This is a genomic window from Mesorhizobium sp. (assembly GCF_017306585.1).
GTDB lineage: Bacteria > Pseudomonadota > Alphaproteobacteria > Rhizobiales > Rhizobiaceae > Mesorhizobium.
This window is the reverse complement of sequence record NZ_JAFKIC010000128.1, coordinates 1-24,283: the sequence shown is the minus strand read 5'-3', so window position 1 is coordinate 24,283 and position 24,283 is coordinate 1. Positions and strand designations below refer to the sequence as shown.

The 24,283-nt window shown below is 65.0% G+C and carries 24 protein-coding genes; 13 read left to right on the top strand and 11 right to left on the bottom strand.

What is annotated here, in order from left to right; genetic code table 11:
- The first annotated feature begins 130 nt into the window (after nt 1-130).
- The 4 genes from J0I79_RS11985 to J0I79_RS11970 are packed head-to-tail and all read left to right on the top strand — an operon-like array spanning nt 131 to nt 3,956.
- Nucleotides 131-925, top strand: coding sequence for an SDR family oxidoreductase (locus J0I79_RS11985; protein ID WP_292858145.1), 795 nt, complete (start codon nt 131-133; stop codon nt 923-925).
- Nucleotides 926-929: 4 nt separating this feature from the next.
- Nucleotides 930-1,778, top strand: a complete 849-nt coding sequence (locus tag J0I79_RS11980) for a transketolase (protein WP_292858142.1) — start codon at nt 930-932, stop codon at nt 1,776-1,778.
- On the top strand, nt 1,775-2,764 hold the full coding sequence (locus tag J0I79_RS11975) for a transketolase C-terminal domain-containing protein (protein ID WP_292858139.1): 990 nt from the start codon (nt 1,775-1,777) through the stop codon (nt 2,762-2,764). Before J0I79_RS11980 ends, J0I79_RS11975 begins: the two co-directional genes overlap by 4 nt.
- A gap of 7 nt (nt 2,765-2,771) precedes the next feature.
- Complete coding sequence (locus J0I79_RS11970) at nt 2,772-3,956, top strand: mandelate racemase/muconate lactonizing enzyme family protein (RefSeq protein WP_292858136.1); 1,185 nt, start codon at nt 2,772-2,774, stop codon at nt 3,954-3,956.
- Between the two features lie 128 nt (nt 3,957-4,084).
- Here J0I79_RS11970 and J0I79_RS11965 read toward each other — a convergent pair whose 3' ends face one another.
- Nucleotides 4,085-5,119 (bottom strand): LacI family DNA-binding transcriptional regulator, encoded by a 1,035-nt coding sequence (locus J0I79_RS11965; protein ID WP_292858133.1) that lies wholly within the window; start codon nt 5,117-5,119, stop codon nt 4,085-4,087.
- Nucleotides 5,120-5,370: 251 nt separating this feature from the next.
- Between J0I79_RS11965 and J0I79_RS11960 the strand changes: the two genes are divergently transcribed.
- From J0I79_RS11960 to J0I79_RS11945, 4 genes are read left to right on the top strand one after another with little or no spacing between them, the layout of a single operon-like run.
- Nucleotides 5,371-6,381 carry an ABC transporter permease gene (locus tag J0I79_RS11960; protein ID WP_292858130.1) on the top strand — a complete coding sequence of 337 codons (1,011 nt, stop codon included), beginning with the start codon at nt 5,371-5,373 and terminating at the stop codon, nt 6,379-6,381.
- Entirely contained in the window at nt 6,378-7,400 is a 1,023-nt protein-coding gene (locus J0I79_RS11955; RefSeq protein WP_292858127.1) for a substrate-binding domain-containing protein, read from the top strand. Before J0I79_RS11960 ends, J0I79_RS11955 begins: the two co-directional genes overlap by 4 nt.
- A gap of 50 nt (nt 7,401-7,450) precedes the next feature.
- A complete protein-coding gene (locus tag J0I79_RS11950; RefSeq protein ID WP_292858124.1) occupies nt 7,451-9,013 on the top strand; it encodes a sugar ABC transporter ATP-binding protein in 1,563 nt (520 codons plus the stop codon).
- Nucleotides 9,010-9,771: an SDR family NAD(P)-dependent oxidoreductase gene (locus J0I79_RS11945; protein WP_292858121.1), complete on the top strand. Its 762-nt coding sequence runs from the start codon at nt 9,010-9,012 to the stop codon at nt 9,769-9,771. The genes J0I79_RS11950 and J0I79_RS11945 overlap by 4 nt, the downstream gene beginning before the upstream one ends.
- 23 nt (nt 9,772-9,794) lie before the next feature.
- On the opposite strand, the gene J0I79_RS11940 is transcribed toward J0I79_RS11945, so the two are convergent.
- From J0I79_RS11940 to J0I79_RS11900, 9 genes are all read right to left on the bottom strand, one after another.
- Nucleotides 9,795-10,502: a DUF2807 domain-containing protein gene (locus J0I79_RS11940; RefSeq protein WP_292858118.1), complete on the bottom strand. Its 708-nt coding sequence runs from the start codon at nt 10,500-10,502 to the stop codon at nt 9,795-9,797.
- A 47-nt stretch (nt 10,503-10,549) separates the two neighbouring features.
- Nucleotides 10,550-11,116 (bottom strand): DUF1700 domain-containing protein, encoded by a 567-nt coding sequence (locus tag J0I79_RS11935; RefSeq protein WP_292858115.1) that lies wholly within the window; start codon nt 11,114-11,116, stop codon nt 10,550-10,552.
- Nucleotides 11,113-11,439 carry a PadR family transcriptional regulator gene (locus tag J0I79_RS11930; protein ID WP_137931498.1) on the bottom strand — a complete coding sequence of 109 codons (327 nt, stop codon included), beginning with the start codon at nt 11,437-11,439 and terminating at the stop codon, nt 11,113-11,115. The genes J0I79_RS11935 and J0I79_RS11930 overlap by 4 nt, the downstream gene beginning before the upstream one ends.
- 185 nt (nt 11,440-11,624) lie before the next feature.
- On the bottom strand, nt 11,625-12,524 hold the full coding sequence (locus J0I79_RS11925) for an aldose 1-epimerase (protein ID WP_292858110.1): 900 nt from the start codon (nt 12,522-12,524) through the stop codon (nt 11,625-11,627).
- Nucleotides 12,508-13,086, bottom strand: coding sequence for an SDR family oxidoreductase (locus J0I79_RS11920; RefSeq protein ID WP_292858107.1), 579 nt, complete (start codon nt 13,084-13,086; stop codon nt 12,508-12,510). Before J0I79_RS11920 ends, J0I79_RS11925 begins: the two co-directional genes overlap by 17 nt.
- 8 nt (nt 13,087-13,094) lie before the next feature.
- Nucleotides 13,095-13,874, bottom strand: coding sequence for an SDR family NAD(P)-dependent oxidoreductase (locus tag J0I79_RS11915; protein WP_292858104.1), 780 nt, complete (start codon nt 13,872-13,874; stop codon nt 13,095-13,097).
- A gap of 83 nt (nt 13,875-13,957) precedes the next feature.
- Nucleotides 13,958-14,953 carry an ABC transporter permease gene (locus J0I79_RS11910; RefSeq protein WP_292858101.1) on the bottom strand — a complete coding sequence of 332 codons (996 nt, stop codon included), beginning with the start codon at nt 14,951-14,953 and terminating at the stop codon, nt 13,958-13,960.
- A gap of 50 nt (nt 14,954-15,003) precedes the next feature.
- Entirely contained in the window at nt 15,004-16,542 is a 1,539-nt protein-coding gene (locus J0I79_RS11905; protein WP_292858215.1) for a sugar ABC transporter ATP-binding protein, read from the bottom strand.
- Between the two features lie 199 nt (nt 16,543-16,741).
- Entirely contained in the window at nt 16,742-17,704 is a 963-nt protein-coding gene (locus tag J0I79_RS11900) for a sugar-binding protein (protein WP_292858098.1), read from the bottom strand.
- 603 nt (nt 17,705-18,307) lie between these two features.
- On the opposite strand from J0I79_RS11900, the gene J0I79_RS11895 reads away from it, so the two are divergent.
- The 5 genes from J0I79_RS11895 (at nt 18,308) to J0I79_RS11875 (ending at nt 23,248) form a co-directional block, all read left to right on the top strand.
- A complete protein-coding gene (locus J0I79_RS11895; RefSeq protein ID WP_292858095.1) occupies nt 18,308-19,429 on the top strand; it encodes a LacI family DNA-binding transcriptional regulator in 1,122 nt (373 codons plus the stop codon).
- 315 nt (nt 19,430-19,744) lie between these two features.
- Entirely contained in the window at nt 19,745-21,346 is a 1,602-nt protein-coding gene (locus J0I79_RS11890) for a flavin monoamine oxidase family protein (protein ID WP_292858092.1), read from the top strand.
- A gap of 50 nt (nt 21,347-21,396) precedes the next feature.
- Complete coding sequence (locus J0I79_RS11885) at nt 21,397-21,822, top strand: cytochrome c (protein WP_292858089.1); 426 nt, start codon at nt 21,397-21,399, stop codon at nt 21,820-21,822.
- 144 nt (nt 21,823-21,966) lie between these two features.
- Nucleotides 21,967-22,464, top strand: a complete 498-nt coding sequence (locus J0I79_RS11880; protein ID WP_292858086.1) for a RidA family protein — start codon at nt 21,967-21,969, stop codon at nt 22,462-22,464.
- 250 nt (nt 22,465-22,714) lie between these two features.
- A complete protein-coding gene (locus J0I79_RS11875) occupies nt 22,715-23,248 on the top strand; it encodes a hypothetical protein (protein ID WP_366014274.1) in 534 nt (177 codons plus the stop codon).
- A 36-nt stretch (nt 23,249-23,284) separates the two neighbouring features.
- Here J0I79_RS11875 and J0I79_RS11870 read toward each other — a convergent pair.
- Nucleotides 23,285-24,283 (bottom strand): helix-turn-helix domain-containing protein (locus J0I79_RS11870; RefSeq protein WP_292858080.1); only part of this gene is annotated, 999 nt, incomplete at its 5' end.

The window sequence follows — 24,283 nt, the reverse complement described above, 5'->3', positions numbered from 1 at the left end:
TTCCTCCCGGCATCTCTTTGCTCCCAGCATTGGCGGATCGATGGCCGACGAACGATAGCACATCCCCGTTGACAGGCATTTATGGTACCGGTATCAATTTCGTCAAGATGGCCACCGGGAGGGTGTTCGCTTGCCTGCTGAAAATCAAACCGACGCGCTCAGGAGAGCCCTGGTCACCGGGGCAGCCGGCGGCCTTGGCCGTGAGGTCGCGATCCAGCTTGCCCGGCGCGGCTGCGCCGTCGCGGTCACCGACATCAATGGCGAGGGGCTGGCCGAGACCGTCAGGCTGATCAGCGAGACCGGCGCGCGGACCGAAAGCATCGTTGGCGACTTCACGCTCGAAGGCGCGCCGGAGGCGGCGGTCACAAAAGTGGTCGAGCGCTGGGGCGGCATCGACATCCTGGTCAACAATGCCGGCTATGGCGTCATCGAGCCGTTTCTCGACGCCACCTTCAGGGCCTGGACACGCACGCTGGCGCTCAATGTCACCGCGCTTGCCATGGCCTGCAAGGCTGCCGGGCGCATCATGCGCGACCAGCGCTCCGGCCGCATCGTCAACATCACCTCGCCGGGCTCGCGCATGGCCCTGCCCGACTACACCGCCTATACGGCGAGCAAGGCCGGCGTCGATTCCATCACCCGCGCCGCTGCCGTGGCGCTGGCGCCCTATGGCGTGCTGGTCAACAGCCTGGCGCCGGGCATGATGGACACCGAGATGCAGCGGTCGACCGAGGTCGATCTCGCCCGCGCCAATGGCCGCAACGACCTGCAGGCCTTTCTCGACGAGCGCACCCGCCGCATCCCGCTCGGCCGCCGCGCCGAAATCGCCGAGGTGGCAGAAGCAGTCGTCTGGCTCTGCCTCGACGCGCCTGATTACATGACCGCCGAACGGCTCAACATGTCGGGCGGGCTCGACAAGGACTGATCCGATGCTGCGAAATTCTCCCCCCGGCAGCGCCGATATCGGCGCGCTCGAACGCAAGGCGACAAGGCTGCGGCGCCATATGCTGACCATGGCCCGTGGGCAGGGGCAGGGCTACATCGGCCAGGGTCTCGGCATCGCCGACGCCCTGGCGGCGCTTTACTTCCACGAGTTGCGCTACGACCCGGACAATCTGGCCTGGGCCGACCGTGACCGCTTCCTGCTTTCGACCGGACACTATTCGATCGCGCTGTGGGCCGCGCTGGCCGAGGCCGGCATCATCCCTGTCAACGAGCTCATCACCTACGGCGCCGACAACAGCCGGCTCGAAATGTCCACGCTCGACACGACGCCGGGTGTCGAGGTCATCGGCGGTTCGCTCGGCCACGGGCTGGGGCAAGGTGTCGGCCAGGCGCTGGGCCTTCGCGTCGACCATTCCGATGCGCGCGTCTTCGTGGAGCTTTCCGACGGCGAGATGCAGGAAGGTTCTACCTGGGAAGCGGCGATGTCGGCCAGCCATTTCGGGCTCGACGGGCTGGTGGCGCTGATCGACTGCAACGGCATCCAGGCCGACGGGCCGGTGGTGCTCGACATGGAGCCGGTCGCCGACAAGTGGCGCGCCTTCGGCTGGCAGACCGTGGAGATCGACGGCAACGACATGACCGCGATCGTAGAAGCGCTGGCCCAGGCGCGCGAGCGCAACGGCAGGCCGAAGGCGATCGTGCTGCGCACCTTGCCCGGCAAGGGCGTGCCCCGCATCGAGACATCCGAGAAGTCGCACTTCTTCCGCATCGACATCGCGCGGTGGGACGGCATCATCGCCGAGTTCGAAAAGACCATGGGAGATGCCCGATGAGCGGCGCGGCGATGGAGGCCGGACGGACGCTGGCCATGGGCCAGGACGAGGCGGTGGGCGGCGGACGGCGCAGCATCGAGGCGCCGTTCGGCAAGGCGCTGGCGCGGCTCGGCCAGACCCGGCCCGATATTGTCGCTCTGACAGCTGATCTCGGCAAGTACACCGACATCCATCCGTTTCGCGATGCGTTTCCCGAGCGCTTCTTCAATGTCGGCATGGCGGAGCAGAATCTGGTTGCCGTCGCCGCCGGGCTGGCGCGCACCGGCAAGGTGCCGTTCGCCACGACCTACGGTGTGTTCGCGACGCGGCGCGCCTATGACTTTGTCGCCATCGCGCTTGCCCACTCAAATCTCAACGTGAAGATCGTCGCCGGCCTGCCTGGACTGACAACCGGCTATGGCGGCACGCACCAGGCGATCGAGGATCTCGCCTTGATGCGCATGATCCCGGGGCTCACCATCATCGATCCCTGCGACGCAACCGAGATCGAAGCCGCGACGGAGGCCATCGCCGAGCATCGGGGGCCGGTCTACATGCGGCTGCTGCGCGGCAGCGTGCCGGTGGTGTTCGAGCCGGGCTATCGGTTCCAGATCGGCAAGGCGCGCCGGCTGCGCGAGGGAAGCGATATCGGCATCATCGCGACCGGCTTCATGACAGAGCGGGCGCTGGACGCGGCCGACGCCTTGCAAAAGCATGGCATCTCGGTCGGCGTCCTGCACATACCGACGATCAAGCCGTTCGACGCCGAGGCCGTGGCGGAATTCGCCGCCGGGGTCAGGACCATCGTGACGGCGGAGAACCATGTCGTGGTCGGCGGCCTCGCCAGCCTTGTCGTCGAGACCTTGTTCGATGCCGGCATTACCAGGAAAGTGGCCCGGATCGGCCTGCCGGACCGCTACATCGAATGCGGCGCCGTGCCGACCTTGCAGGCGAAATACGGCCTGACGACAGACGCCATGGTCGCGACGATAAAAGGGTTGGGGTAGGACCGGCATGAAAATCACCGAGATCGAAACCTTCACCGTCGGCGCCGGCTGGAAGAACTGGCTCTTTGTCAAAGTGCACACGGACAAGGGCATCCACGGCATCGGCGAAGGCACGCTGAACGGCTTCATCAGGACGACCGAAGCCGGCGTGCATGAGTTGAAGCATCTCGCCATCGGCCAGGATCCGCGCCGCATCAACGCATTGGCCAAGCGCATGCTGGACAGCGTTTCGCTCGATGGCGGCCATATCCACCGCACCGTCATCGCCGCAATCGAGGTCGCGTGCTGGGACATTCTCGGCAAAAGCCTCGGCGCGCCTATCCATCAACTGCTCGGAGGCCAGGTGCGCGACAGCGTGCTCGGCTACGCCAATGGCTGGTACCGGACAGAGCGCACGCCCGAAGCCTTTTTGGAGGCCGCCAAGGCTGTGCTGGCCAAAGGCTTCAAGGCATTCAAGCTCGATCCGTTCGGGACCGCGCAAGGCTTCATCTCGCGCGAGGAGCTCGACCTGTCCTACGCGATCTGCCGCATGCTGCGCGATCGTTTGCCGGCGGATACGCGCATCCTGATCGACGTCCATGCCCGCTTCACCGAGATCGCGGCCCTGCAGGCGGCGCAAAAATTCGCTGATCTCGACATCTACTGGTGGGAGGAACCGACCTCGCGCGACCGGCAGGAGACGGTGCACGAAGTTGCGCATCGCTCGCCGATCCCGGTGGCGACCGGCGAGATGTACGACACGGTCGGCCAGTTCTACACGCTTGCGGCCGGCGGCGGCGTCAACATCTTCCAGCCCGAGCCGATGTCGCTCGGCGGCATCGCGCCGTCGATGCAGGTGGCCAATCTCGCCTTCGCCCATGGCAGCCACATCGCACCGCACCAGAGCGGCGGGCCGGTCGCGACGGCGGTCTGCCTGCAACTGGCGGCGGCGGTGCCGAACTTCCTCATCCAGGAGCATTTCGACGCCTTCAACGACCCATGGACCCGCGATCTGGTGACCTGGCACCCCAAGGTCAATCCGGACAACGGCCATCTGTCGCTGCCCGACGCGCCGGGCCTGGGCATCGACCTCAATGTCGAGGCGATCAGGGAGCATCCGTACGATCCCAACGCCTATCTCAACGTCCATGCGGAAGGTTGGGAAAAACGCCTCGGGCGGCGGGAACAGGCGGGGACGCACAGCCTCCCGTGAGTTCGTCATCCTAGGGCGGAGCAAGGAGCGTAGCGACGCGGCGCAGACCATAGGGTCTCCGCGACGCCGCTGCGCTGCTGCTTCGCCCTAGGATGACGAAGCTGGAGGACCCCTGACCGCAAGGAAAGTTAGGCACTCTCGCGATCGACGATCTCGAAGCCGAGGCTGGTGATGGTCGGAACCTTGGTGTTGCCGCCGAGCCTTGCCAGCAATTGCCGGACGGCGCGCCGGCCCATCTCGTAGCGGTTGACCTTCACCGTTGTCAGCGGCGGGTAGAGCTGCGCGGCGAGATCCATGTCGCCATAGCCGGCGATGGCGATCCTGCCGGGCACCGCCCAACCCCGGCGGTGGCATTCCTGCACGGCGCCCACGGCCAGCGTGTCGCTGGAAAAGAAGATGGCGTCGATGTCCTTGTGGCGCGACGTCAGCGTCACCAGCGCCTCGGCGCCGCCCTGCGCGGTGATCGGCACCTCGACCTCCATGTCGGCGTGGTTCTTGAAGCCGAGTTCGGTGAGCGCCGCATGGTAGCCGGTGCGGCGCTGCCGCAGGCGGTCATTGCCATGGATGGGCGTCGAGACGAAGCCGATGCGTTTATAGCCCTTGGCCGCCAGATGCATGGTCATGGCATAGGCCGTTTCGAAGTTGGAGACGCCGACGACCATGTCGATCGGCTTGCGGCCCTTGATCTCCGAAATCTCGACCACCGGCGCGCCGCTGCTCTTGAGGAGCGCGCGGGCGGTCTCGCTCTGCACGAAGCTCTGCAGGATCATGCCGACCGGGCGCCAGCCGAGCAGGGCCCGGATCGCCTTGTCCTCGGCCTCCTGCGTGAACTCGCCCTGCACCAGGAGCATCGAATAACCGCTCTCATGGCACTCGTCGGACATGCCCTGGACCTGTTCGGCGATGCCCGAATTGATCAGCGGCGGCACCACCGTGCCGATCATGCGGCCATTGCCGCGCATGCTGGAGGCCAGCCGGTTGGGTACGAAGCCGGCCTGCTCTATCGCCTCGAGCACCTTGGCGCGCGTTTCCGGCGATACCATGTCGGGATTGGACAGTGCGCGCGACACCGTCATCGGCGCGACGCCGACGCGCTTGGCGATCTCGCGGACACCGAGACGCTGCGGCTTTTTCCCGCCTGGATCATCCTCCCTGCCGGTCATGTCGAATGGCTCCAAACAGTGCCCTACCCGCAGCAGGCAATGTGCTGAGGATCATGCGTCAAATGCCAATTCATAGCGGTTGCGGCCGATGCTTTCCAGCGACGGCCCATGCTGTCCCCGGGAAGCGCGAACTTCATCGTTGACAAGTTATAATATTATAATCTTAATGGCGGCGAGGAGCGTGCCGGAACCGGCACGGGTGAATGGAGCCGGCCGCGAGAGCCGGCCCCGGCGCCGCCAGGGAGGTCAGGATGAACAGCGCGGCCGAAACAGGTTCGCCGATCGCGGATGCACGGTCTTTGCGGCGGCGGCTGATCAGCCTCATAGCCGTCGGCGAGGTCGGCGTGCTGGCGGCCATGGCGTTGCTGATTGCCTTCTTCTGGCTGCTCGAACCGGCCTTCCTGTCGGAGCGTAACATCCGCGCCATTCTCAACGTCGTGTCCTTCGTCGGCATCATCGCCATCGGCCAGACCATTCTGCTGGTCGCCGGCGAGTTCGACCTGTCGGTGGGCTCGGTGGCCGGCCTGTCCGCGGTGGTCGCCGCCAAGCTGATGACCGCCGCCGCGCTGCCGGTGAGCGTCGGCATTCTCGGCGGCATCGGCGTCGGCGCGCTGATCGGGTTGCTCAACGGGCTGATCGTCGTCAGGCTGGGCATTCCCGCCTTCATCCAGACGCTCGGCATGCTGTTCATCGGCCAGGGCCTGATCCAGGTGGTGACCGGCGGCTATCCGGTCTATCCCCTGCCGGAGGCGATCAACACGATCGGCGGCGCCGATCTCGTCTTCGGGCTGGGCTGGAGCTTCGCCTTTTTCATCGTCGCGGCCATCGTCGCCGACTTCGTGCTGCGGCGCACCGTGCTCGGCCGCAACATGTATGCCACGGGTGGCAACAAGGAAGTGGCGCATCTCGTCGGCATCAACACCAATGCCTACAAGATCGGCGCCTTCATCACCGTCGGCGCGCTGTCGGCGATCGCCGGCATGTTCGTCATGGCCGATCTCGGCAGCGGCGGCACCTCGATCGGCAGCGGCTGGGAACTGACCGTCATCGCCGGCGTCGTGGTCGGCGGCGTCAGCCTGTTCGGCGGCGCCGGCACGGTGGCTGGCGGCGTCGTCGGCATCCTGATGCTGAAGGTGGTGCAGAGCGGCCTCGTCGTCATCGGCGTCAACTCGAACTGGCAGCAGATCGCGGTCGGCGTGATCATGGTCATGGCGGTCGGGCTCGACATCGTGCGCCGCCGCTACTTCATCGCCGGCGCTTGAAAGCAATCGCGCCGGCAGAAGCCGGCGGACCAAGGGAGGTAAGGCATGATATCAATCTGAAGAACGGACTGATCCGCGCGACACTCGTCGCGGCGACGGTTGCCGCATCGATAGGCTCGGCGGGCGTCGCCCAGGCGGCCGACGTGCACCTGCTCTGGGTGCAGGCGATGAAGGATCATCCCGTGCACCGGCTGATGCAGGCGGGCTTCCTCAACAAGTGCAAGGAACTGGGCTATACCTGCGAGGTGGTCGGCGACCCGAGCGCGACCAACTGGGATATTCCCGCGACCCTGCCGCTGGCCGAAGCCGCTCTTGCCCGCACCAAATACGACGCCATCGGCGTCTACGGTCCCGATCCCGCAATCTATTCCTACATCTCCAAGCTGGCCAAGGAAGGCTTTCCGATCGTCACCTGGCACGTGCTGCCGCCCGAAGGCACCGTCAACGGCCTGAAGGCGGCCACCGGCGAGAACATCGCCGAGGCCGGCACCAACGCCGCGATCGCTATCGGCGACAAGCTGGGCGGCAAGGGCACCGTGGCGCTGACCCAGGGCGCATCCAACGACACCGAGAACGCCATGTCGGATGCCTTCCGCAAGACCATCGCGGCGAAGTATCCTGGCATCAAGGTGTTGGACACGCAGATGGAAGGTTTCGAACCCTCCGCCGCCGAAGCCAAGGCGGTTGCCATCCTGCAAGGCAATCCCGACGTGACCGCCGCCTTCGGCACCACCGGCAACAGCATCCAGACCTGGTCGGGAGCCGCCCGCAAGGCAGGACGTGACGTCGTCATCGTCGGCATGGACTATATCAGGCAGAATCTCGACCTGGTGAAATCGGGAGCAGCCTACGGCATCGTCGCGCAGCCGCTCTATGAGGAAAGCGCCAAGGTGGCCGAGCTTCTCGGCGATCTCGCCCAGGGCAAGACCGTGCCCTATCTCAACCCGTTGCCGGCCAAGGTGATCACTGCGGCCGACCTCGACCCCTATTACAAGATGCTGGACAGCGCCGGCCAGTAGAACATGCCGCCGGACCCGCAGCGCGGGTCCGGCGTTCCGGGAGGGTTTTCGTGTCCAACGTCTCACCACAGCCCCTGTTTTCGGCCACCGCGATCGCCAAGAATTTCGGCGGCGTGCAGGCGCTGCGCGGCGTCGATTTCGATGTCGTCGCCGGCGAGATCCACGCCCTGCTCGGCCAGAACGGCGCCGGCAAGTCGACACTGGTCAAGATCCTCAACGGCGTGCATCCGGCCGGGTCCTACACCGGCACCATCATGCTCGACGGCCAGCCGGTCAGCTTTGCCTCGCCGGCGGATGCGCGATCGAACGGTGTCGGCTACGTGCCGCAGGAAATCGAGATTCTCGAACAGCTGTCGGTGGCGGAGAATGTCTTTGCAGGACGCACCGGCCTCGGCGACGGCGTGCTGGTGCGCCAGCGCAGGCTCGAGCAGCGGGCCGGCGAGATTTTCGCCGACCTCGGCATCGACATCAACCCCAGAGCCTATGTCGCGTCGCTGACTTCGGCGCAACGGCATCTGGTGATGATCGCCCGCGCCATCGTCATGAAGCCGCGCGTGCTGATGCTGGACGAGCCGACCGCCTCGCTGTCGGGCACGGAAGTCGATGCGCTGTTTGCCGTGCTGCGCCGCCTCAAGGCACAGGGCGTGGCGATGATCTACATCACCCATCGCCTGCCGGAAGTGCTCGCCATCTGCGACCGCGCCACCGTGCTGCGCGACGGGCAGGTCGCGTTCAGGATCGCAAGAGAGGATTTCGACGCCGAAACCTTCATTTTCTCCATGTCGGGCCAGAGGCTGCAGCGGCTGTTTCCCGAGCACGCGGCACCGGTCGGCGCGCCGGCCGCGCTTGAGGTCCGCCACCTCACCGTAGCCGGCCATAGCGGCGCCGTGCATGGCGCCAATGACATCAACCTTTCGGTGGCGGCCGGCGAGATCGTCGGGCTGGCGGGGCTGCTCGGGTCCGGCCGCAGCGAAATCCTGCACGGCATCTATGGCCGGGTGCATGCCGAGGGCGAGATTCGCGTTGCCGGACAACCCACCACGATCAAGTCGCCAAGTGATGCTCGTGCCGCCGGCATCGCGCTGCTGACCGAGGACCGGAAGCGGGATGGCCTGCTGTTCAACCTGCCGGTCGGCGCCAACATCACCATCGGCAATCTCGGCCCGCTGTCACGCAACGGCGTGGTTCGGAGTGGGGTGGAAAAGAGCTCCATCCTGGCGGCCATGCGCGCGCTCAACGTCAAGGCCTCGTCGCCGCAGGCTTCCGTCACCCATCTCTCCGGCGGTAACCAGCAGAAGCTGCTGTTTGCCCGCGTGCTGATGCGGGCGCCGACCGTGCTGCTGCTCGACGAGCCGACCAAGGGTGTCGATGCCGCGACCCGCCACGAGATCTACCGGCTGGTGGTCGAGCTGGCTGACAAGGGCGTCGCGCTGCTTATCGTCGCCTCGGAGCTGGAGGAATTGATCGGCCTTTGCGACCGCTGCCTTGTGGTGGCCGATGGCCGTATCGTCGACGAATTCGGCCGTGGCGAAGGCGGGGAAGATCGCGTGCTGCGTTCGGTGACAGCGGCGCAGGCCGAGCGTCAAGCCATGGCTTCGCGGGTTTCATCATGATGTTTGCCGGCAAAAATATCTTCGTTACCGGCGCGGCGACCGGGATCGGCCGGGCGACTGCCTGTTATCTCGCGGCCGAAGGCGGGCACGTGTTCGGCGCCGGGCTCGACGGTGACGAAGGCAGGGAACTGGCAGCCAGTGATACTACGGGCCGCCTTGCCTTTCGCGAGAGCGACCTCACCCGCGAGGCGGACGTGCAGGCAGCCGTGGCGGCGGCGAAGGAGCGGCTTGGCGGGCTCGACGCGGTCGTCAACTGCGCCGGCATCTATCCGACAGGGAAACGCCTGGAGGAGGTTTCCGACGAGGAGTGGGACCGGACCATCGCCGTCAACCTGACCGCGATCTTCCGCGTCTGCCGCGCGACATTGCCGCTGCTGCGCGCGGCAGGCGGCGGCTCGATCGTCAACATCGCCTCGGTACATGCCGACGCCACGGTGCCCGGCGTGCCGGCCTATGCCGCGACCAAGGCCGCGGTCGTCGGCCTGTCACGGCAGATGGCGCTCGACTATGCCGTCGACCGCATCCGCGTCAACGCCCTGCTGGTCGGTTCGGTCGCCACGCGGATGACGCTGGACGGACTGGAAGCGGCCGGCGGCGCGGAGGCGCTGGGCTTGTCCTTCGAACCGAACCGGATCGCCCGCATCGCCAACCCTTCCGAGATCGCCACGGCCATCGGCTTCCTGATCTCGGACGCCGCGTCCTTCGTTACCGGCAGCGCCATGCAGGTGGATGGCGGCCTATTGGCACGGCTGCTTTAGGACACGCCCGGAACCAATCCCAGCTACGGCACCTGCGTGATGCTGCCGCTGCCCCTGACCTGTGAACGCCGCATGGTCGGGTGGCCGTAGAGATCGACGTCGCCGCTGCCGGAGATCGAGACATCGGCGTCGGCCTGCGCGGTCACTTCAGCGTCGCCGCTGCCGCGTATGTCGATCTGTGCGGACTGGGCGATGAGGTCCTTGAGCCGTCCCGAGCCCGAGCCCGATATCTCCAGGTCGACCGTCTGGGCCGTTCCGGCGGCGGTGACGCTGCCGCTGCCGCGGATGCTCAGCCTGAGCTTGGGTTGATTGACCTGCGAGAGCGCAAGATCGCCGCTGCCGAGCAGGTTCCAGTCCGTGATCGCCGGGCCGGACACGCTGACATCGAGTTTGGAGGCGAACCAGCCACCCTCGCAATCCAGGCTGAGCCTGCTTCCCTCCATCCGCACACGATCGGTCAGGGACGAATCGCCGCTGACGGTGACCTCGGTCTTGTCGCCGGGCTGATAGTGTACGGTAGCCGGCAAAGCGATGGTGAAGCTGCCGTCGGGGCTGAATGGCAGCTTTACCTCCTTTTGGGTGGATGTGGTCGGCCCGCAGGTAGATTGCCCGCCGATCCACGACCCTCCGGCATTGACCCAGTCCGGCCCAGCGAGGCCGATGCCCACGGCCAGAAACAGGCCGGCGCCGATCAGCCCGACCGTTGCGACGAATGCCAATTTTCCAGTCATTGTCCGTTTCCTTCGACATGAAGACAGATGAGTATGTCCGGCAACGCTCAGGCCGGGTTGCGGTCCGATTGCGTGATGCGGGAATGCAGCCGGGCATAGCGCCCGACGACCCGTACGCCAGCGCCCGAGGCCAGCAACAGCAGGGCGCCGCCGCCAAGGAACATGCTGACCAGGCCGGCGCCGATGAAGACGCGGCCCAGGGTGGCCGATGCCGTGCCGCCGGGATCGAACAGCAGCGTGGTCAGAATGATCTTGATGCCGAGCGCGCCGATGGCGACAAGCGTGATGCCAAGGCCGAGCGCAAGCACCACCGCGGTGATCAGCAGCGGCAGCAGGAAGACGATATCGACAAAGGCGAGGCCAGCCAGGGCGAAGGTCGCCGCCAGCATGTTGGAGACGCTCCAATGCGCTTCGAAACGGCGCAGGCCGGCTTCGGCGCGCAATTCCCGGGCGATCCGGGCCGGGTCGCCCAGGGCGGCCGCGACTTCCGCTTCGCTGCGGCCCGAGGCATCGGCGAAATGCGCGGCGTAGTCGCCGACGATGTCATCGATCTCTTGAGACGCCATGCCGGCAAGTTCCTGTCTCAGCGTGCGCAAGAAAGCGTCCCTGGTCATGGCAAGTCCTCCAGAAGTTTGTCGACCGCGCCCGAGAAGGCGCGCCAGTCGCGGCTGTGAGCTTCGAAGGCCTTCTGGCCGAGCGGCGTCAGCCGGTAGTATTTGCGCGGCGGGCCGCTGCTCGATTCGACGATGCGGGTGGCGACCAGCCCGTCATTCTGCATGCGGCGCATGAGGGGATAGATCGTGCCTTCCCCCATGTTCACCGCCGCGACCAGCATGCTGGCGATCTCGTAGCCATAGCTTTCTCCTCGCGACAGCACGGCCAGCACGCACAGATCAAGCGCGCCTTTTCGCAGCTGGACTTGGATCGAGTCGGTCATCAAAGGCCTCTGTTTCATGAAGTGTATATAACACGCTACCTGTTTATGCAAGGTAGTGGTTTGGCCTTGTTTCGTACGGCTAATCTGGCGCTGGCCGGCCCGGGTGAAATCACGATCAAACGGGCGCCGCCTCGCGAGCGTCGCCATTGCGGATCGAACAGAATTAGGAGGACAGTCTTGCGGCCTTACCCTGCCAGCGCGAAAGGCACGAACCACACAGTGCCGCCGGCGCTTTGGCCCGGAGCGAGCACGATCACGCCTTCCTCGGGGTCGTCCCATCGGCCACGGTTGAACGCGCCCGAGGCATTGGTCTGCGGCTCGACGCAGAAATAGGGTCTTGCCGGATCGGCATAGAGCATCAGATGGCCGAAGACTGGATCGGCCTTGATGCGCAGCCCCGCGCCGCGCGCCGGAAACCGGATGGCCGCTTCGCCGTTCCAGCCGCCATAATCATTGTTGCGCCATCCGCCCGGCAACGGCCTGCCACCGGCAAAGTCGAGCTCCTGCGGCAAGGTGATCGGATCGCCCGAAATGCCCTCCGGTTCTTCGAGATAGAAACGCCGGGCCTTGAACCGCAGCGTCACGTCCGGATCGCGGTCGAACCATGGGTGAAGGCCGAAGCCGAAGGGCAAGGTCTCCCGGCCGGTGTTGGTCAATGTCATGGTCACGCTCAACCCTTCGCCGGAAACCGCGCAGCGTTGCGTCGTGCGATAGGAATAGGGTTCGGCTCCGCCCGCGATATCCAGCGACAGCGTCGCCTCCGCGGCTCCCGCCTCGGCGACGGTCCAGGCGTTCTGCCAGCCGCTGCCATGCACGTTGAATTTTTCGGGCGGATTGTTGGGCAGCACCCGCCAGCGTTTCGCCGCGAAATCGAAACTGTTCCTGGCGATACGGTTGGCATAGGGCGTCATCGGGAACATGGCGACGCCGAGCACGTTGCCCGCTTCGCGATCGCCGTCAGATAGCTGGCGCATGAGATCGATGCCGCGCCAGCGCAGGAAACTCACGGACCCGCCGATGGCCGGCACCAGCCCAACCTCGAGCGCACCGGCCTTCAGCGTCAGGGGTTCAGAAATTGCGCCCATAGCCTGCCATCCATCCACCATCGACGCCCAACATCTGGCCTGTCGTGTAGGTGTTGAGTGGATCGCAGAAGAACAGCACGGCCGCAACCGCTTCCTCGATGCTGCCGGCGCGGCCGACGGGCGTGTGGCTGAGCATCGCCCTGTCGCCGGAGACCAGCGTTTCATCCTCGACAACGCCGACACCGACGGCATTGACCAGCACCTTGGGGCCGAACTCCATCGCCAGCGTGCGCATGCCTGCCAGGATCGCGGCGTTCTCGATGGAAAAGCGCGGATGCCGGCGCATCGGCATGCCGGCGACCGCCGAGACGAGGAAGACGATACGCCCGCCGCCGCGCTCGGCCATGGCCTTGGCCACCTTGCGGGCATCGGCATGCTGGCAGCGCGGGTCCTGCGCCGCCGTTCCCGGACGCAACGGATTGGACATCAGCAGGATGTCGGCGGTTTCAGCGTCTTCAACGATGGTGCCGCCATTGGCGCGCAGCGCGGCAAGCACGCCATCGACGACCGGATTGGCTTCGCCGTCCAGCGCGACCGCAACACCCGCAAGATCGATTTCCATGGCCCTGCTCACATCATGTATCCCGCCGTCCAGCCGCCATCGACGGCCAGAACCTGGCCGTTGACATAGCTGGCGGCCGGCGAGGCCAGAAATAGCACCGCCTCGGCGATCTCCAGTGGCTCGGCCGGCCGGCCGAGCGGCACATGGTCGAGGAATTCCTGCGTGCGGCCGGCGAACTTGCCGTCCTCGCCATAGAACAGTTTCGCCGTCAGCGCCGTCATCACCGAGCCCGGCGCGATCGCGTTGGTCAGAATGCCTCTGCCGCCGAGTTCGATCGCCATGGAGCGCGTCAGATGGATGATGCCGGCCTTGGCCGCCACAAACGGGCTTTGCAGGCGCATGGCGGCGAGACCGACGACCGAAGCGATGTTGACGATGCGCCCGCCCCGGCCGGCGGCGAGCATGGGGCCGAGCGCGGCCCGGCTCATGACGTAGAGGCCGTCGAGGTCGATGCCGGTGATGCGGTCCCATTCCTCGGCGGGAAATTCGTCCAGTGTGACGCGGTGCGCCAGCGTGTTGACGCCGGCATTGTTGACGAGAATGTCGAGGCGGCCATAACGGTCCATGATCTCGGCGATCGTTGCGTCCACCGATCCGGCGTCGCGGATGTCGGTAGCACACGCCATGGCATCGGCCAGGCCTTCGGCGACCTGTCTCGCACCATCGGCGTTTATGTCGGCGACAATCACGGCCGCGCCATTGTCGGCCAGGCGTCTGGCGATCGAACCGCCGATCGCGCCGGCGGCTCCGGTGACCAGCGCTACCTTGCCTCGCAAATCGCAGCGCATGCCCCGTCAACCTCCGCCATTAACGGTTATGCTATTATAATAATAGACCGATGCCGGCAAGCGTCACGACGGCCGCCGGAGGATTATTCCGCGGCAGCCCCGACGGCGCCCTTGCGAGCGGCATCGACCATTTGGCGGCGTGCACGGAACACGCCCCATTGCTGGTCGACCAGCACACCGATGAGGATGACGCCGCCCATCACCGCGAAGTTCAGGGAGGACGGAATGCCGAGCAGGTTGACGAGATTCTGCAATTCCTGCAGCAGCACCGTGCCGAGGATCACACCGATCAGCGAACCCTCGCCGCCGCGCAGCGAGAAGCCGCCGAGCACGGCCGCCGCGATGGCGTAGAGTTCATAGAACTGTCCGTGGCTGGCTGGCGAGATCGAGCGCGTGTACATGGCGAAGTAGATCGCCGACAACGCCGTCAGCACGCCGCAGATGACATAGGCGGCCATGACGACGCGCCCGGTGCGGATGCCGGAATATTTCGCCGCCTCCTCGTTCTTGCCGATGGCATAGAGATAGCGGCCGAACACCGATCGATGCAGCACCACCCACATGACGATGGCAATGACGATCAGCGCGATGAAGGAGTTCGGCACGCCATAGCTGCGGCCGGCGGTGAGGAATTCCAGATCGGGAAAATTCTGGCCGAAAGCAAAACCCGCCGTGCCGTCGGCGGTGTAGAAGCGGGCGACGCCACGATAGATCAGGAGGCCGCACAGCGTCACCACGAAGGGCTGCAATTTCAGCCTCGTGATCAGCCAGCCATGCACCAGGCCGATGATGGCGCCGAGGACGATGATCAGCACGAAGGCCAGCGGCCAGTCCAGTTCGCGCACGGCGATGAAATCGATGAACAGCGTGCCGAGTAACGCCACCAGCGAGCCGACCGACAGTTCGATGCCGCCGGTGATGATGACGAAGGCCTGGCCTATGGAGAGGATGCCGAACAGGCCGATCAGGTTGGACGTGTTGGCAAGATTGATCGGCAGCAGGAAGCGCGGATTGATGATGGCCACGATGGCGCCGACCACCAGGATCAGGATCAGCAGGCCGAGATCTTTCTTGCTCATCGTCTTCTCCCCAATGCCTGGCCGAGTCGATATCGCGAACCCGAGGCGAACTATTTCGGCTGCTTGCCCACCGCCAGCAGCAGCACGTTTTCCTGGCTGAACCGGTCCTTGTCGAGAATGCCCGAGATCCGGCCCTCATGCATGACGGCGATGCGGTCGGACACGCCGATCACCTCCTCCATGTCGCTGGAGATCATCAGCACGGCGACGCCGGCATCAGCCAGCGCGCGCATCAGCCCGTAGATTTCGGCCTTGGCGCCGATGTCGATACCGCGCGTCGGCTCGTCGAGGATCATTACCTTCGGGTTCATGGCCAGCCACTTGCCCAGCACCACCTTCTGCTGGTTGCCGCCCGACAGCGTCCCTGTGCGCGTCTCGACCGAAGGCGCCTTGATGCCGAGATTTTTCTTCTGCTTCTCGGCGGTCGCGGTTTCGGCACTGGCCGAGACCAGCGAGCGGGTCGCATGCGCCGGCAGGTTGGGCAGCGAGATGTTCTGCGCTATCGACAGGTCGAGCAGGATGCCGGTGAGCTTGCGGTCCTCCGGCACGAGAAAAATGCCCTGCGCGACGGCATCGGCGGCCGAGCCGAGCGCCAGCGGCTTGCCGTCGAGTTCGAGCGTGCCGCCAAGGCTGCCGTCAATGCCGAAGAACACCCGCGCCAGTTCGGTGCGGCCGGAGCCGACAAGGCCGGCGAGGCCGAGGATCTCACCGCGCCGGACTTCAAGGTCGACCGGGCGGGCGGGATAGGTCGGGGTGCGGATGGCCCTGGCGCTGAGCGCCACGGCGCCGGGCGCGCGCGCCGCTTCGGAGGCTTTCTCGCGCTCCTTCAGCATGCGGCCGATCATCAGCTTGACCATCTGGTCGTGGTTGACGTCGCGCTTGGCGAGCGTGCCGGCCAGCATGCCATCGCGCAGCACGACGACACGGTCGGCGACGCGCTCGACCTCGTGCAGGCGGTGCGAGATGAAGATGACACTGATGCCGTCGGCCTTCAGGCCCTTGATGACGTCGAGCAGCTTGTCGGTCTCGGCGATCGGCAGGCTCGATGTCGGCTCGTCGAGGATGACCAGCCGGGCCTTGATCGACAGCGCCTTGGCGATCTCGACCATCTGCTGCTGGGCAAGCGACAGGTCCGATACCTGCGTGTCGGCGGAGAAATTGGCGCCGACGCGCTTCAGGAGCGGCGCCACCATCTCGCGCAGTTTCGCGCGGTCGACGAGCCTCAGCGGCCCGGCGCGCAGCGGCTCACGGCCGAAGAAGATGTTGGCGGCGACGTCGAGGTTCTCGAACAGGTTGAGTTCCTGGTGGACGAAGGCGATGCCCGAAGCCAGGCTGCCCTCCACGCTCAACCCCTTGTGTGCGGTGCCGTCGACGGAAATGGTTCCGGTGTCCGGCGTGGTGACGCCGCCGAGGATCTTCATCAGGGTTGATTTGCCGGCGCCGTTCTCGCCGACGAGGCCGATGACCTCACCCGGCATGACGTCCATCGAAAACCCGTCCAGCGCGACAACGCCCGGATAGGTCTTGCGTACGTTCTCAAGGCTGAGAAACGGGGTGATAGCTGCGATGGATGTGTCGGAATAATTCATCATGCCTGACAGCAGCCGGTGGCCTGCAGACTGACGGGCCGGTTGCGGTCCGTCAAGAAGAGGTTGAAGCGGCGATCCACCCTCATCCTCTCCCCGAGGAGAGCGGGGAGAGGATGCGCCGGCACGCGGTCGTTTTCCTTCATGCGCCGTTTGCACGGTACAAAGGCGCCGGCGGGAGGATCATGCGTCGCGCTGGCGATTATTTCCCAGCCATGGCCTTCAGGTTGGCGGCGTAGGCGTCGACATCATCCTTGCCGATGATCTTGGTCGGGATGATGATGAGACTGTTGGCCGGGATGCCCGACTTGTCGCCCTTGAGGTAGGCGGCCATCAGCTTCATGCCCTGATAGGCCCATTCGAAGGGCTGCTGCACGACGGTGGCGGCAATGGTGCCTTCCTTGACGCCGCCCAGCGTGATCGGATCGTCATCGAAGCCGACGACGGTGATCGAGCCGAGCTTGCCGGCATCGCGCAGCGCTTCATAGATGCGCGGCGTGTTGTAGGAGTAGAAGCCGACCATGCAGGTGATGTCGGGGCTGGCGACCAGCGCGTCCTCGACATTCTTCTTAGCGCGCGCCTGGTCGATGTCGTCGCCGCGCACGTCGACCAGCTCGATCTTGCTGCCGGCCAGGCCGTCCTTCATGCCCTGGATGCGCTCCTTGGCGTTGTCCGCGCCGAGCAGGCCGACGAAGCCCAGGCACTTGCCGCCATTGGGCATAGCCTTCTTGGCGATTTCGGCCGCCTGCTTGCCGGCGTCGACATTAGACGAGCCGATATAGGCGACGCGCTTGGTCTGCGGGGCGTCCGAGTCGGTGGTGAACAGCGCCGTTTCCGAGGCGATCTTGTTCAGCCCGTCGGTCGAGGTCTTGGGATCGACGGCCGAGACCATGATGCCCTTGACGCCGGCGGTCACCAGATCGTCCATCAGCCGCTGCTGGATGGCGACCGAGGACTGCTCGGGATATTTGAGTTCCAGAGTGTAATCGGGCAGTTCGCCCTGCGCCTTCTTCACCCCGGCTTCGGCGGCCTTCCAGAAGTCGGAAGCGCCGTTGACGACGAAGGCCAGCGTCGGCTTGTCGTCGGCACGCGCGATGGCCGTCGCCGTCAGGCCGACAACCAGGGCCGCGGCGGCCACGGATGCATTGCGTATCAAGGATTTCATGTTCAACCTCCCGTTTTGGTCCAGCCGTGCGGCTGACCGGTCTTGCTCACTTAAAATCTGCTCACCCGAATTTGCCGTTTGCGGCTTGGACGCCCCTCCTCCTCAGGGGTTCCCGGCACCGAAAGAATGGCGTCTTTCCAGCCACGGCCACAGACTTTAGAGACTCATCCCTCGTTCGTAAATAGTCCGATTTGTCTGACATATCACATGTCCGAGACATAACTTCGCGGAGGCGAAATCCGCTCGCTATCAGGCTATTCAGATACACTCCCACCGCCTCCAGGTCCGAACTGGATCCGGAGGCGACGGGTTGACGTTACAGCGCATTTTTGTATTAGTAAACAGTATTAGTTTAGGCTCCTTGCCTAACAGTCCCCTGAGGTCTCGCGGCCGCCACGCGGCGAGGATCCCTCGCTGCGCGCGGCACACAACGCTTCACAATTCCCATATATTTTGACCTCCAGAGATAAGTGGGCGATGGACCGCGCGGTTGATTATAGATATTAATCGCGCGACTATCTCTATAAACTGACGCCATCGCGCCATCTTGTCGGCCCGGCAGGTCGCCGCTAGACAGGAGCCGGGATTGGGGACACGAAGCCAATGAGCGAGACCAGGGATTCGGCCATCGAGACGCCGAAGCGCCGCAAGGCGCCGGCGAAGCCGAAGGGCCGTGTCACCATGACCGATATCGCCCGGGCGGCCGGCTGCTCGCAGGCGACCGTCTCCTTCGTACTCAACAATTCGCCCGGGATAAGACTGTCGCAGCAGACGCGTGAGCGGGTGATCGAGGCGGCCCGCGCGCTCGGCTACAGCGCGCCCGCCTTCTCGGCGCTGAAGGCGCCGATTGCAACCTTCGAAGGGCCGGCCTTCGACCGGCTCGACGGCGTCATCGGCTTTGCCGTCGACCAGCTCGCCACCAGCCCGGAGGCGGTGGTGGCCATCGAGGGCGCGCGCCAGGCCTCGTGGAACGCCGGCAATGTGCTCCTGGTGGCGCAGACCATGGGCGACGCGGTGATGGAGCCGCGCGCCATACAGGCGCTCACAAGACGAGGCATCTCGGCGCTGATCTACATGACCATCTTCACCCGCGAGATCACGGCGCCCGACTTTCTCTACGGGCTCGACATCCCGGTGATCCTGCTCAACTGCTACACGGCGGATTATGCGTTTCCCGCCGTGGTGCCGTCCGAGATCGCCGGCGGCCAGAGTTCGACCCGGCACCTCATCAGCCACGGCCACCGCCGCATCGCCACCATCACCGGCGAGCCGTGGATGCAGGCCGCGCAGGATCGCCTGAAGGGCTACCGCCGCGCGCTCGCCACCGCCGACATCCCTTTCGATCCGGAACTGGTGGTCGAGGGCGACTGGTCGGCCAGCGCCGGCTATGCCGCGACCGTGAAACTCCTGGGGCTGAAGGACCGTCCGACGGCCATCTTCTGCCAGAACGACCGTACAGCGATCGGCTGCTACGAGGCGCTGAAGGAAGCCGGGCTGCACATTCCCCAGGATATCTCGGTCGTCGGCTATGACGACGAGGAAATCGCCCGCCACCTGTTCCCGCCGCTGACCACCTCGATCCTGCCGCATATGGCGATGGGCCAGTGGGCGATCGAACAGCTGGAAGCGCCGACCGCGCCCGGACGGGGACGCTACCCCATCACCAAGCTGGAGTGCCCGCTGGTGGAGCGGGAGAGCGTGCGGGCCGTGGCGGTCCTGCCCTAGTTTCGACAGCGCTTCGCTGCACGGGCCGATTGCGGATATTCCTGTCGCGAGCCGGCCAGCCGACCTTATTCAATTGGCACAGCAGCCGTGGAGGCGGCCGCCCGCCGGCCCATAGCGTACGAAATGCCGGCTAAAGAAGCCTCCGCACGCGCCATTGCACCAATGTCCGATGACACTTGTTCCAGGGCCGCGTCTTGGTTGTACAGGCCGGCCGGCAGGCATAGCCTCACACGGCCGGACGGAGTTCGCCATGAGCTCCGGGGCAGTGAGCAGCATGACGGATCGCGGCCATGCCGCTGATCGAGGAGACGAAAAATGCAGCTAGAACAACCGTTTGCCGGCATGCGTCGGCGCGACCTTCTCAAAATGATCGGCATCACGGCGGGCAGCGCCGCAATGTATCAAGCCATGACCAGCATGGGGCTGGCGGCGGAGTCCGACTACAAGGGACCGATCAAGCTCGAAGGCGATCCCAAGGGCGCCTCGGTGCTGATTCTGGGCGCCGGCCTTGCCGGCATGCTGGCAGCGCTGGAGCTGCGCCAGGCCGGCTACAAGGTGAAGATCCTCGAATACAACTCCCGCGCCGGTGGCCGCAACTGGAGCATCCGCGGCGGCGATACCGTCACCGAACTCGGTGGCTATACGCAGAAATGCGAATTCGACGAGGGGCTCTACCTCAACCCCGGCCCGTGGCGTATTCCCTTCCATCACAATGGATTGCTCGACTATTGCCGCAGGCTCGGGGTGACGCTGGAGCCGTTCCAGCAGATCAATCACAACGCACTGCTGCACTCGACCGAGGCGTTTGGCGGCAAGCCCAAGCGCGTGCGCGAGATCGAGACGGATTTCAAGGGCCACACCTCGGAGCTACTGGCCAAGGTGGCCAAGAAAGGCCAGCTGGAAGGCAACGTCTCCAAGGAGGACCAGGAGATCCTGCTCGAGGCGCTGCAGTCCTGGGGCGCGCTGGACAAGGATTACAGCTACAAATCCAGCCTCGCCACCGGTGAATTCCGCGGCTACGAGAAGGAACCCGGCGGCGGCATCGGCGCCGAGCCCGTGGCGGGACAGGTCATCAGCGCCTCCGATATCCTGAATTCGCGCCTGTGGAGCGGTCTCGCCAATTTCTCGCTCTACGAGTTCCAGACGACCATGTTCCAGCCGGTCGGCGGCATGGGCCGGATCGGCGACGCTTTCGCCAAGCAGGTCGGCGACCTCATCACCTACAATGCCAAGGTCACCAAGATCGCCCAGAACGACAAGGGCGTTACGGTAACCTATGAAGACGCCAAGAACCTCGGCACCCCGCAGGAGGCTAGCGCCGACTGGTGCGTCTGCACCATTCCACTCACCATTCTGAGCCAGATCGAAACACAGGTCAGCGGCGCCATGCAGGCGGCGATCGGAGCGGTGCCCTATGCCTCGTCGGTCAAGGTCGGCCTGCAAATGAAGCGCCGTTTCTGGGAGGAGGATGAATCGATCTTTGGCGGCGTCAGCTATACCAACCTGCCGATCTCGCAAATCTCCTACCCAAGCACCGGTTTCAACGCCGGCGGCAAGGGCGTGCTGCTCGGCTGCTACACCTGGAACGGGCCGAATTCCTACGAGTTCACCGCCATGACACCACAGCAGCGCGTGCAGAAGGCGGTGGAATACGGGGCGCAGCTGCATCCGCAGTACAACCAGGAGTTCGAAACCGGCGTCTCCTGGGCATGGCACCGCTCGCCCTTCACGCTCGGCTGCGCCGGCGACTGGACCGACGAGGCGCGCAAGGAGCACTACAACAATCTCTGCCAGATCGACGGGCGCATCGTGCTGGCGGGCGAACACGCGTCCTACATCCCTGCCTGGCAGGAAGGCGCTATCCTGTCCTCGCTCAATGCCATCGGCCGCCTGCATCAGCGCGTAATGCAGGGGTGACGGCCATGCCGACCCGCTCATTCACACCCAATCTTGCGAGGCATCCCATCATGAGCAGCTTTTTCAAAAGGCCGTCAGGCCGCATCGCCGCCGTGGCGACCGCAATGTCCGCCGCCCTGGCTTTGCCGGTCTCGGGCGCATTTGCCGATTCGGGCGGCATGACATTCAGCCAGGGCGATACGTTCACCGAGAAAGACGGAGCGGCCCTTTACGCCAATGTCTGCGCCGCCTGCCATCTGGACAAGGGCCAAGGCGCCGTTGGCGCGGGCCACTATCCGGCGCTTGCCAAGAATGCCAATCTGGAATCGGGCGGCTATCCCGTCACCCTCGTTCTGCACGGGCAGAACGGCATGCCGCCGGTCGGTCAGATGATGAGCGACGACCAGGTCGCCGCGGTGGTCAACTATGTGCGGACCCATTTTGGCAACGACTACAAGGATGCCGTGACGGCGCAGGACGTCAAGGACGCTCGATAGCTGGAACGTCGGCCAAGCGGAACGCTTGGGATGAGCCGCTAACGGATCGATCTGAAAAGCCGATTTGCGACAACGCAAACCGCGCGGCGGGCGCTGTGGCGCCCACCGCTTTTCAACCCCTCGCGAAAAGAAGGAAACCGGGTGATGAAATCAGTGATCAGGGCGGCGGCCTTTGCGGCGGGAGTGATGGCAGCGGGACACGCGCTGGCCGCCGATGTCATTCGCCACAAGATTCCAAATTCGGATTTTCCGATTTTACGCGCCGTCGAAGTGCCGGCCGACAAGACCACGGTCTATCTCAGCGGCGCCGTGCCCTCGGTCGCCGATGAAAAGGCCGACAAGGCAACAGTGGCCGCCTACGGCGATACCGAGGCCCAGACCGCATCGGTGCTGAAATCGATCGACAAGACGCTGGCAGACCTCGGCCTGAAGATGGGCGACGTCATCAAGATGCAGGTTTTCCTGGTCGGCGACCCCGCCAGGGACGGCAAGATGGATTTCGCCGGCTTCATGAAAGGCTACACGCAGTTCTTCGGCACCAAGGACCAGCCGAACCTGCCGACACGTTCGGTCGTGCAGGTCGCGGGCCTCGCCAGCCCAGGTTTCCTGGTGGAGATCGAAGTGACAGCTGTAAGGCCGTGAATCCGGGGAACCGCGTCTAGCTGCTGACCAGCAGGCCCGCCACGAACGCAGAACCGGACGCTCGCAATCCTCCGGCTGGATAAAGGCCCAGCTGGCTTTCTCCCGGCCTCGCCCTTTCGACCAGGTCGCCCTCTCGCACCGACCAGTATGCGGGAGGGCAATTGTCGTTCATACTCGCGCCATGACGCGTCCGGGCCTGCGCTGTGTGCAGCTATGTGCGGCTTTGCTGGCCGCGGACTGTCCGCGCGCCGTGGCCGACGGCGCCAGGCTGTACGAGGCCGGCGCCTACTCCTTCTCAGACGAACTCGGCGGCTTCCGCATCCTCTCGGCCACCGGCGTGGGAACCCGCGCAGATCCGATCGTGGTGACCGAGGAACTGGAGACCGCCGATCCGGTGACGCTGACCATCCGCGCGGCCAAACCCATCCAGCCCTTCGGATCGACGGGCGATTACGCGACCGGCTATATGCCCTTGAAGATCGTCGTCCTCAACAACAGCGGCGACGCCTGGATCGAATTCGAGTTCGAACTGCAATCGATCATGGGCACGCCCAGCGACTATGGCGACGGCCTGTCCTTCGACCAGGCGCAGCGCGAGGACGGCATGATCAAGTCCGACAGCTTCGCGGAGTTCAAACGCGACTTCGAGCCCTATGACAGGCTGCTGTTCAGGAAAGGCAAGGTCGACCCGCTGGAGACCGCGTCGTTCTCGTTCCTGGTGACGGACTTTTCGCCGAAGGAGCGGTTCTTTCTGGTGGAGGAGCCGCATATTCCTTCGTCCTGAGGGCTCTGCGACGCAAGGCTCCAGCCCGGACCGGCGCTACGCGCCGGCCTGCCGCGCCCTCGCCGCAACCTCCACCCACCACCGGTTGACGACTTCCGGGCTCGTCAGCTGGGTTTGCGCCGACGCCTCCATCTGTTCCCTGCGATAGTCGCTGGCGGTCGTGCCGAACCGCTGGCGGAACGCCCGGCTGAAATGCGCTTCGCTGTTGAAGCCGAGATCCGCCGCAATTCGTGACAATTTGCGCGTCTCGAGAGGATCGCTCAATGCCACCCGGACCGCCACGAGCCGGCGTTCCTGGACATAACGCATGATGCCGCCATGCGGCGCGAAAACCCGATAGAGCGAAGCGCGCGAGGTCCTGAGCTTCTCCGCCAGGAATTCCGGGGAGAGCTTGCCGATGGCGAGATTGTCACGGATTGCGGCCTCCGCCAGCGACAGCAGATCATCGTCCGCGTCCCGCGCATTCCGGGATGTGAAGTCGGGCTTGATCAGCAACCGCCGCAGGAAATCCGCGGTGTCGGAAACAGTGCCTTCAACCTCTTCCTCCGAAATCTGCGTGCTTCGCTCCTGGAGCGAGCGCATATGCGCGGCGAGGAGGTCGTTGCGCAGCGGATCGAGGCGTGGCTTCAGAGTGCCCGGCACTATGCCGCCCAGCAGCGCGCGGGGAACGATGAGAGACAGTGTGTTGGAGGCATAGGCGCGGGTACGGACCTCGTGGGCCAGATCGATCACGGCGACCCTTCCCGGGCCGATCGAGGCCTGCTCTCCCGAAATCATCCCGTTGAAGCCGCCGCTCATATAGAGGTGCAACAAGATGTGGTCCGGCGTGACGGCTATGCGCTGCGTGTCGCGCACGAACGCCTGCGGTGCGAAAGCCACTTTCGCGATGATCATGTCCCCCAGGATTGCTCCGTTGGCCGATCCGGTGGGGAGTTTTTTGCTGCGGGTCCACGGGCGCGGCTCGAAGAGAGGCGACAACACCGCGCTCCATGTGGCGAAAGCCGTTTCAGGGTCCAAGCCGGTCGTTACGTAATA

What these genes read in the sequence shown, in the direction of transcription:
- J0I79_RS11980 (WP_292858142.1), top strand. Translation starts at nt 930, where the DNA reads ATGCTGCGAAATTCTCCCCCCGGCAGCGCCGATATCGGCGCGCTCGAA.
- J0I79_RS11915 (WP_292858104.1), bottom strand. Translation starts at nt 13,874, where the DNA reads ATGCGCTGCGATTTGCGAGGCAAGGTAGCGCTGGTCACCGGAGCCGCC.
- J0I79_RS11920 (WP_292858107.1), bottom strand. Translation starts at nt 13,086, where the DNA reads ATGGAAATCGATCTTGCGGGTGTTGCGGTCGCGCTGGACGGCGAAGCC.
- J0I79_RS11905 (WP_292858215.1), bottom strand. Translation starts at nt 16,542, where the DNA reads ATGAATTATTCCGACACATCCATCGCAGCTATCACCCCGTTTCTCAGC.
- J0I79_RS11925 (WP_292858110.1), bottom strand. Translation starts at nt 12,524, where the DNA reads ATGGGCGCAATTTCTGAACCCCTGACGCTGAAGGCCGGTGCGCTCGAG.
- J0I79_RS11935 (WP_292858115.1), bottom strand. Translation starts at nt 11,116, where the DNA reads ATGACCAGGGACGCTTTCTTGCGCACGCTGAGACAGGAACTTGCCGGC.
- J0I79_RS11880 (WP_292858086.1), top strand. Translation starts at nt 21,967, where the DNA reads ATGAAATCAGTGATCAGGGCGGCGGCCTTTGCGGCGGGAGTGATGGCA.
- J0I79_RS11945 (WP_292858121.1), top strand. Translation starts at nt 9,010, where the DNA reads ATGATGTTTGCCGGCAAAAATATCTTCGTTACCGGCGCGGCGACCGGG.
- J0I79_RS11900 (WP_292858098.1), bottom strand. Translation starts at nt 17,704, where the DNA reads ATGAAATCCTTGATACGCAATGCATCCGTGGCCGCCGCGGCCCTGGTT.
- J0I79_RS11940 (WP_292858118.1), bottom strand. Translation starts at nt 10,502, where the DNA reads ATGACTGGAAAATTGGCATTCGTCGCAACGGTCGGGCTGATCGGCGCC.
- J0I79_RS11975 (WP_292858139.1), top strand. Translation starts at nt 1,775, where the DNA reads ATGAGCGGCGCGGCGATGGAGGCCGGACGGACGCTGGCCATGGGCCAG.
- J0I79_RS11885 (WP_292858089.1), top strand. Translation starts at nt 21,397, where the DNA reads ATGAGCAGCTTTTTCAAAAGGCCGTCAGGCCGCATCGCCGCCGTGGCG.
- J0I79_RS11910 (WP_292858101.1), bottom strand. Translation starts at nt 14,953, where the DNA reads ATGAGCAAGAAAGATCTCGGCCTGCTGATCCTGATCCTGGTGGTCGGC.
- J0I79_RS11965 (WP_292858133.1), bottom strand. Translation starts at nt 5,119, where the DNA reads ATGACCGGCAGGGAGGATGATCCAGGCGGGAAAAAGCCGCAGCGTCTC.
- J0I79_RS11970 (WP_292858136.1), top strand. Translation starts at nt 2,772, where the DNA reads ATGAAAATCACCGAGATCGAAACCTTCACCGTCGGCGCCGGCTGGAAG.
- J0I79_RS11960 (WP_292858130.1), top strand. Translation starts at nt 5,371, where the DNA reads ATGAACAGCGCGGCCGAAACAGGTTCGCCGATCGCGGATGCACGGTCT.
- J0I79_RS11895 (WP_292858095.1), top strand. Translation starts at nt 18,308, where the DNA reads ATGAGCGAGACCAGGGATTCGGCCATCGAGACGCCGAAGCGCCGCAAG.
- J0I79_RS11890 (WP_292858092.1), top strand. Translation starts at nt 19,745, where the DNA reads ATGCAGCTAGAACAACCGTTTGCCGGCATGCGTCGGCGCGACCTTCTC.
- J0I79_RS11930 (WP_137931498.1), bottom strand. Translation starts at nt 11,439, where the DNA reads ATGACCGACTCGATCCAAGTCCAGCTGCGAAAAGGCGCGCTTGATCTG.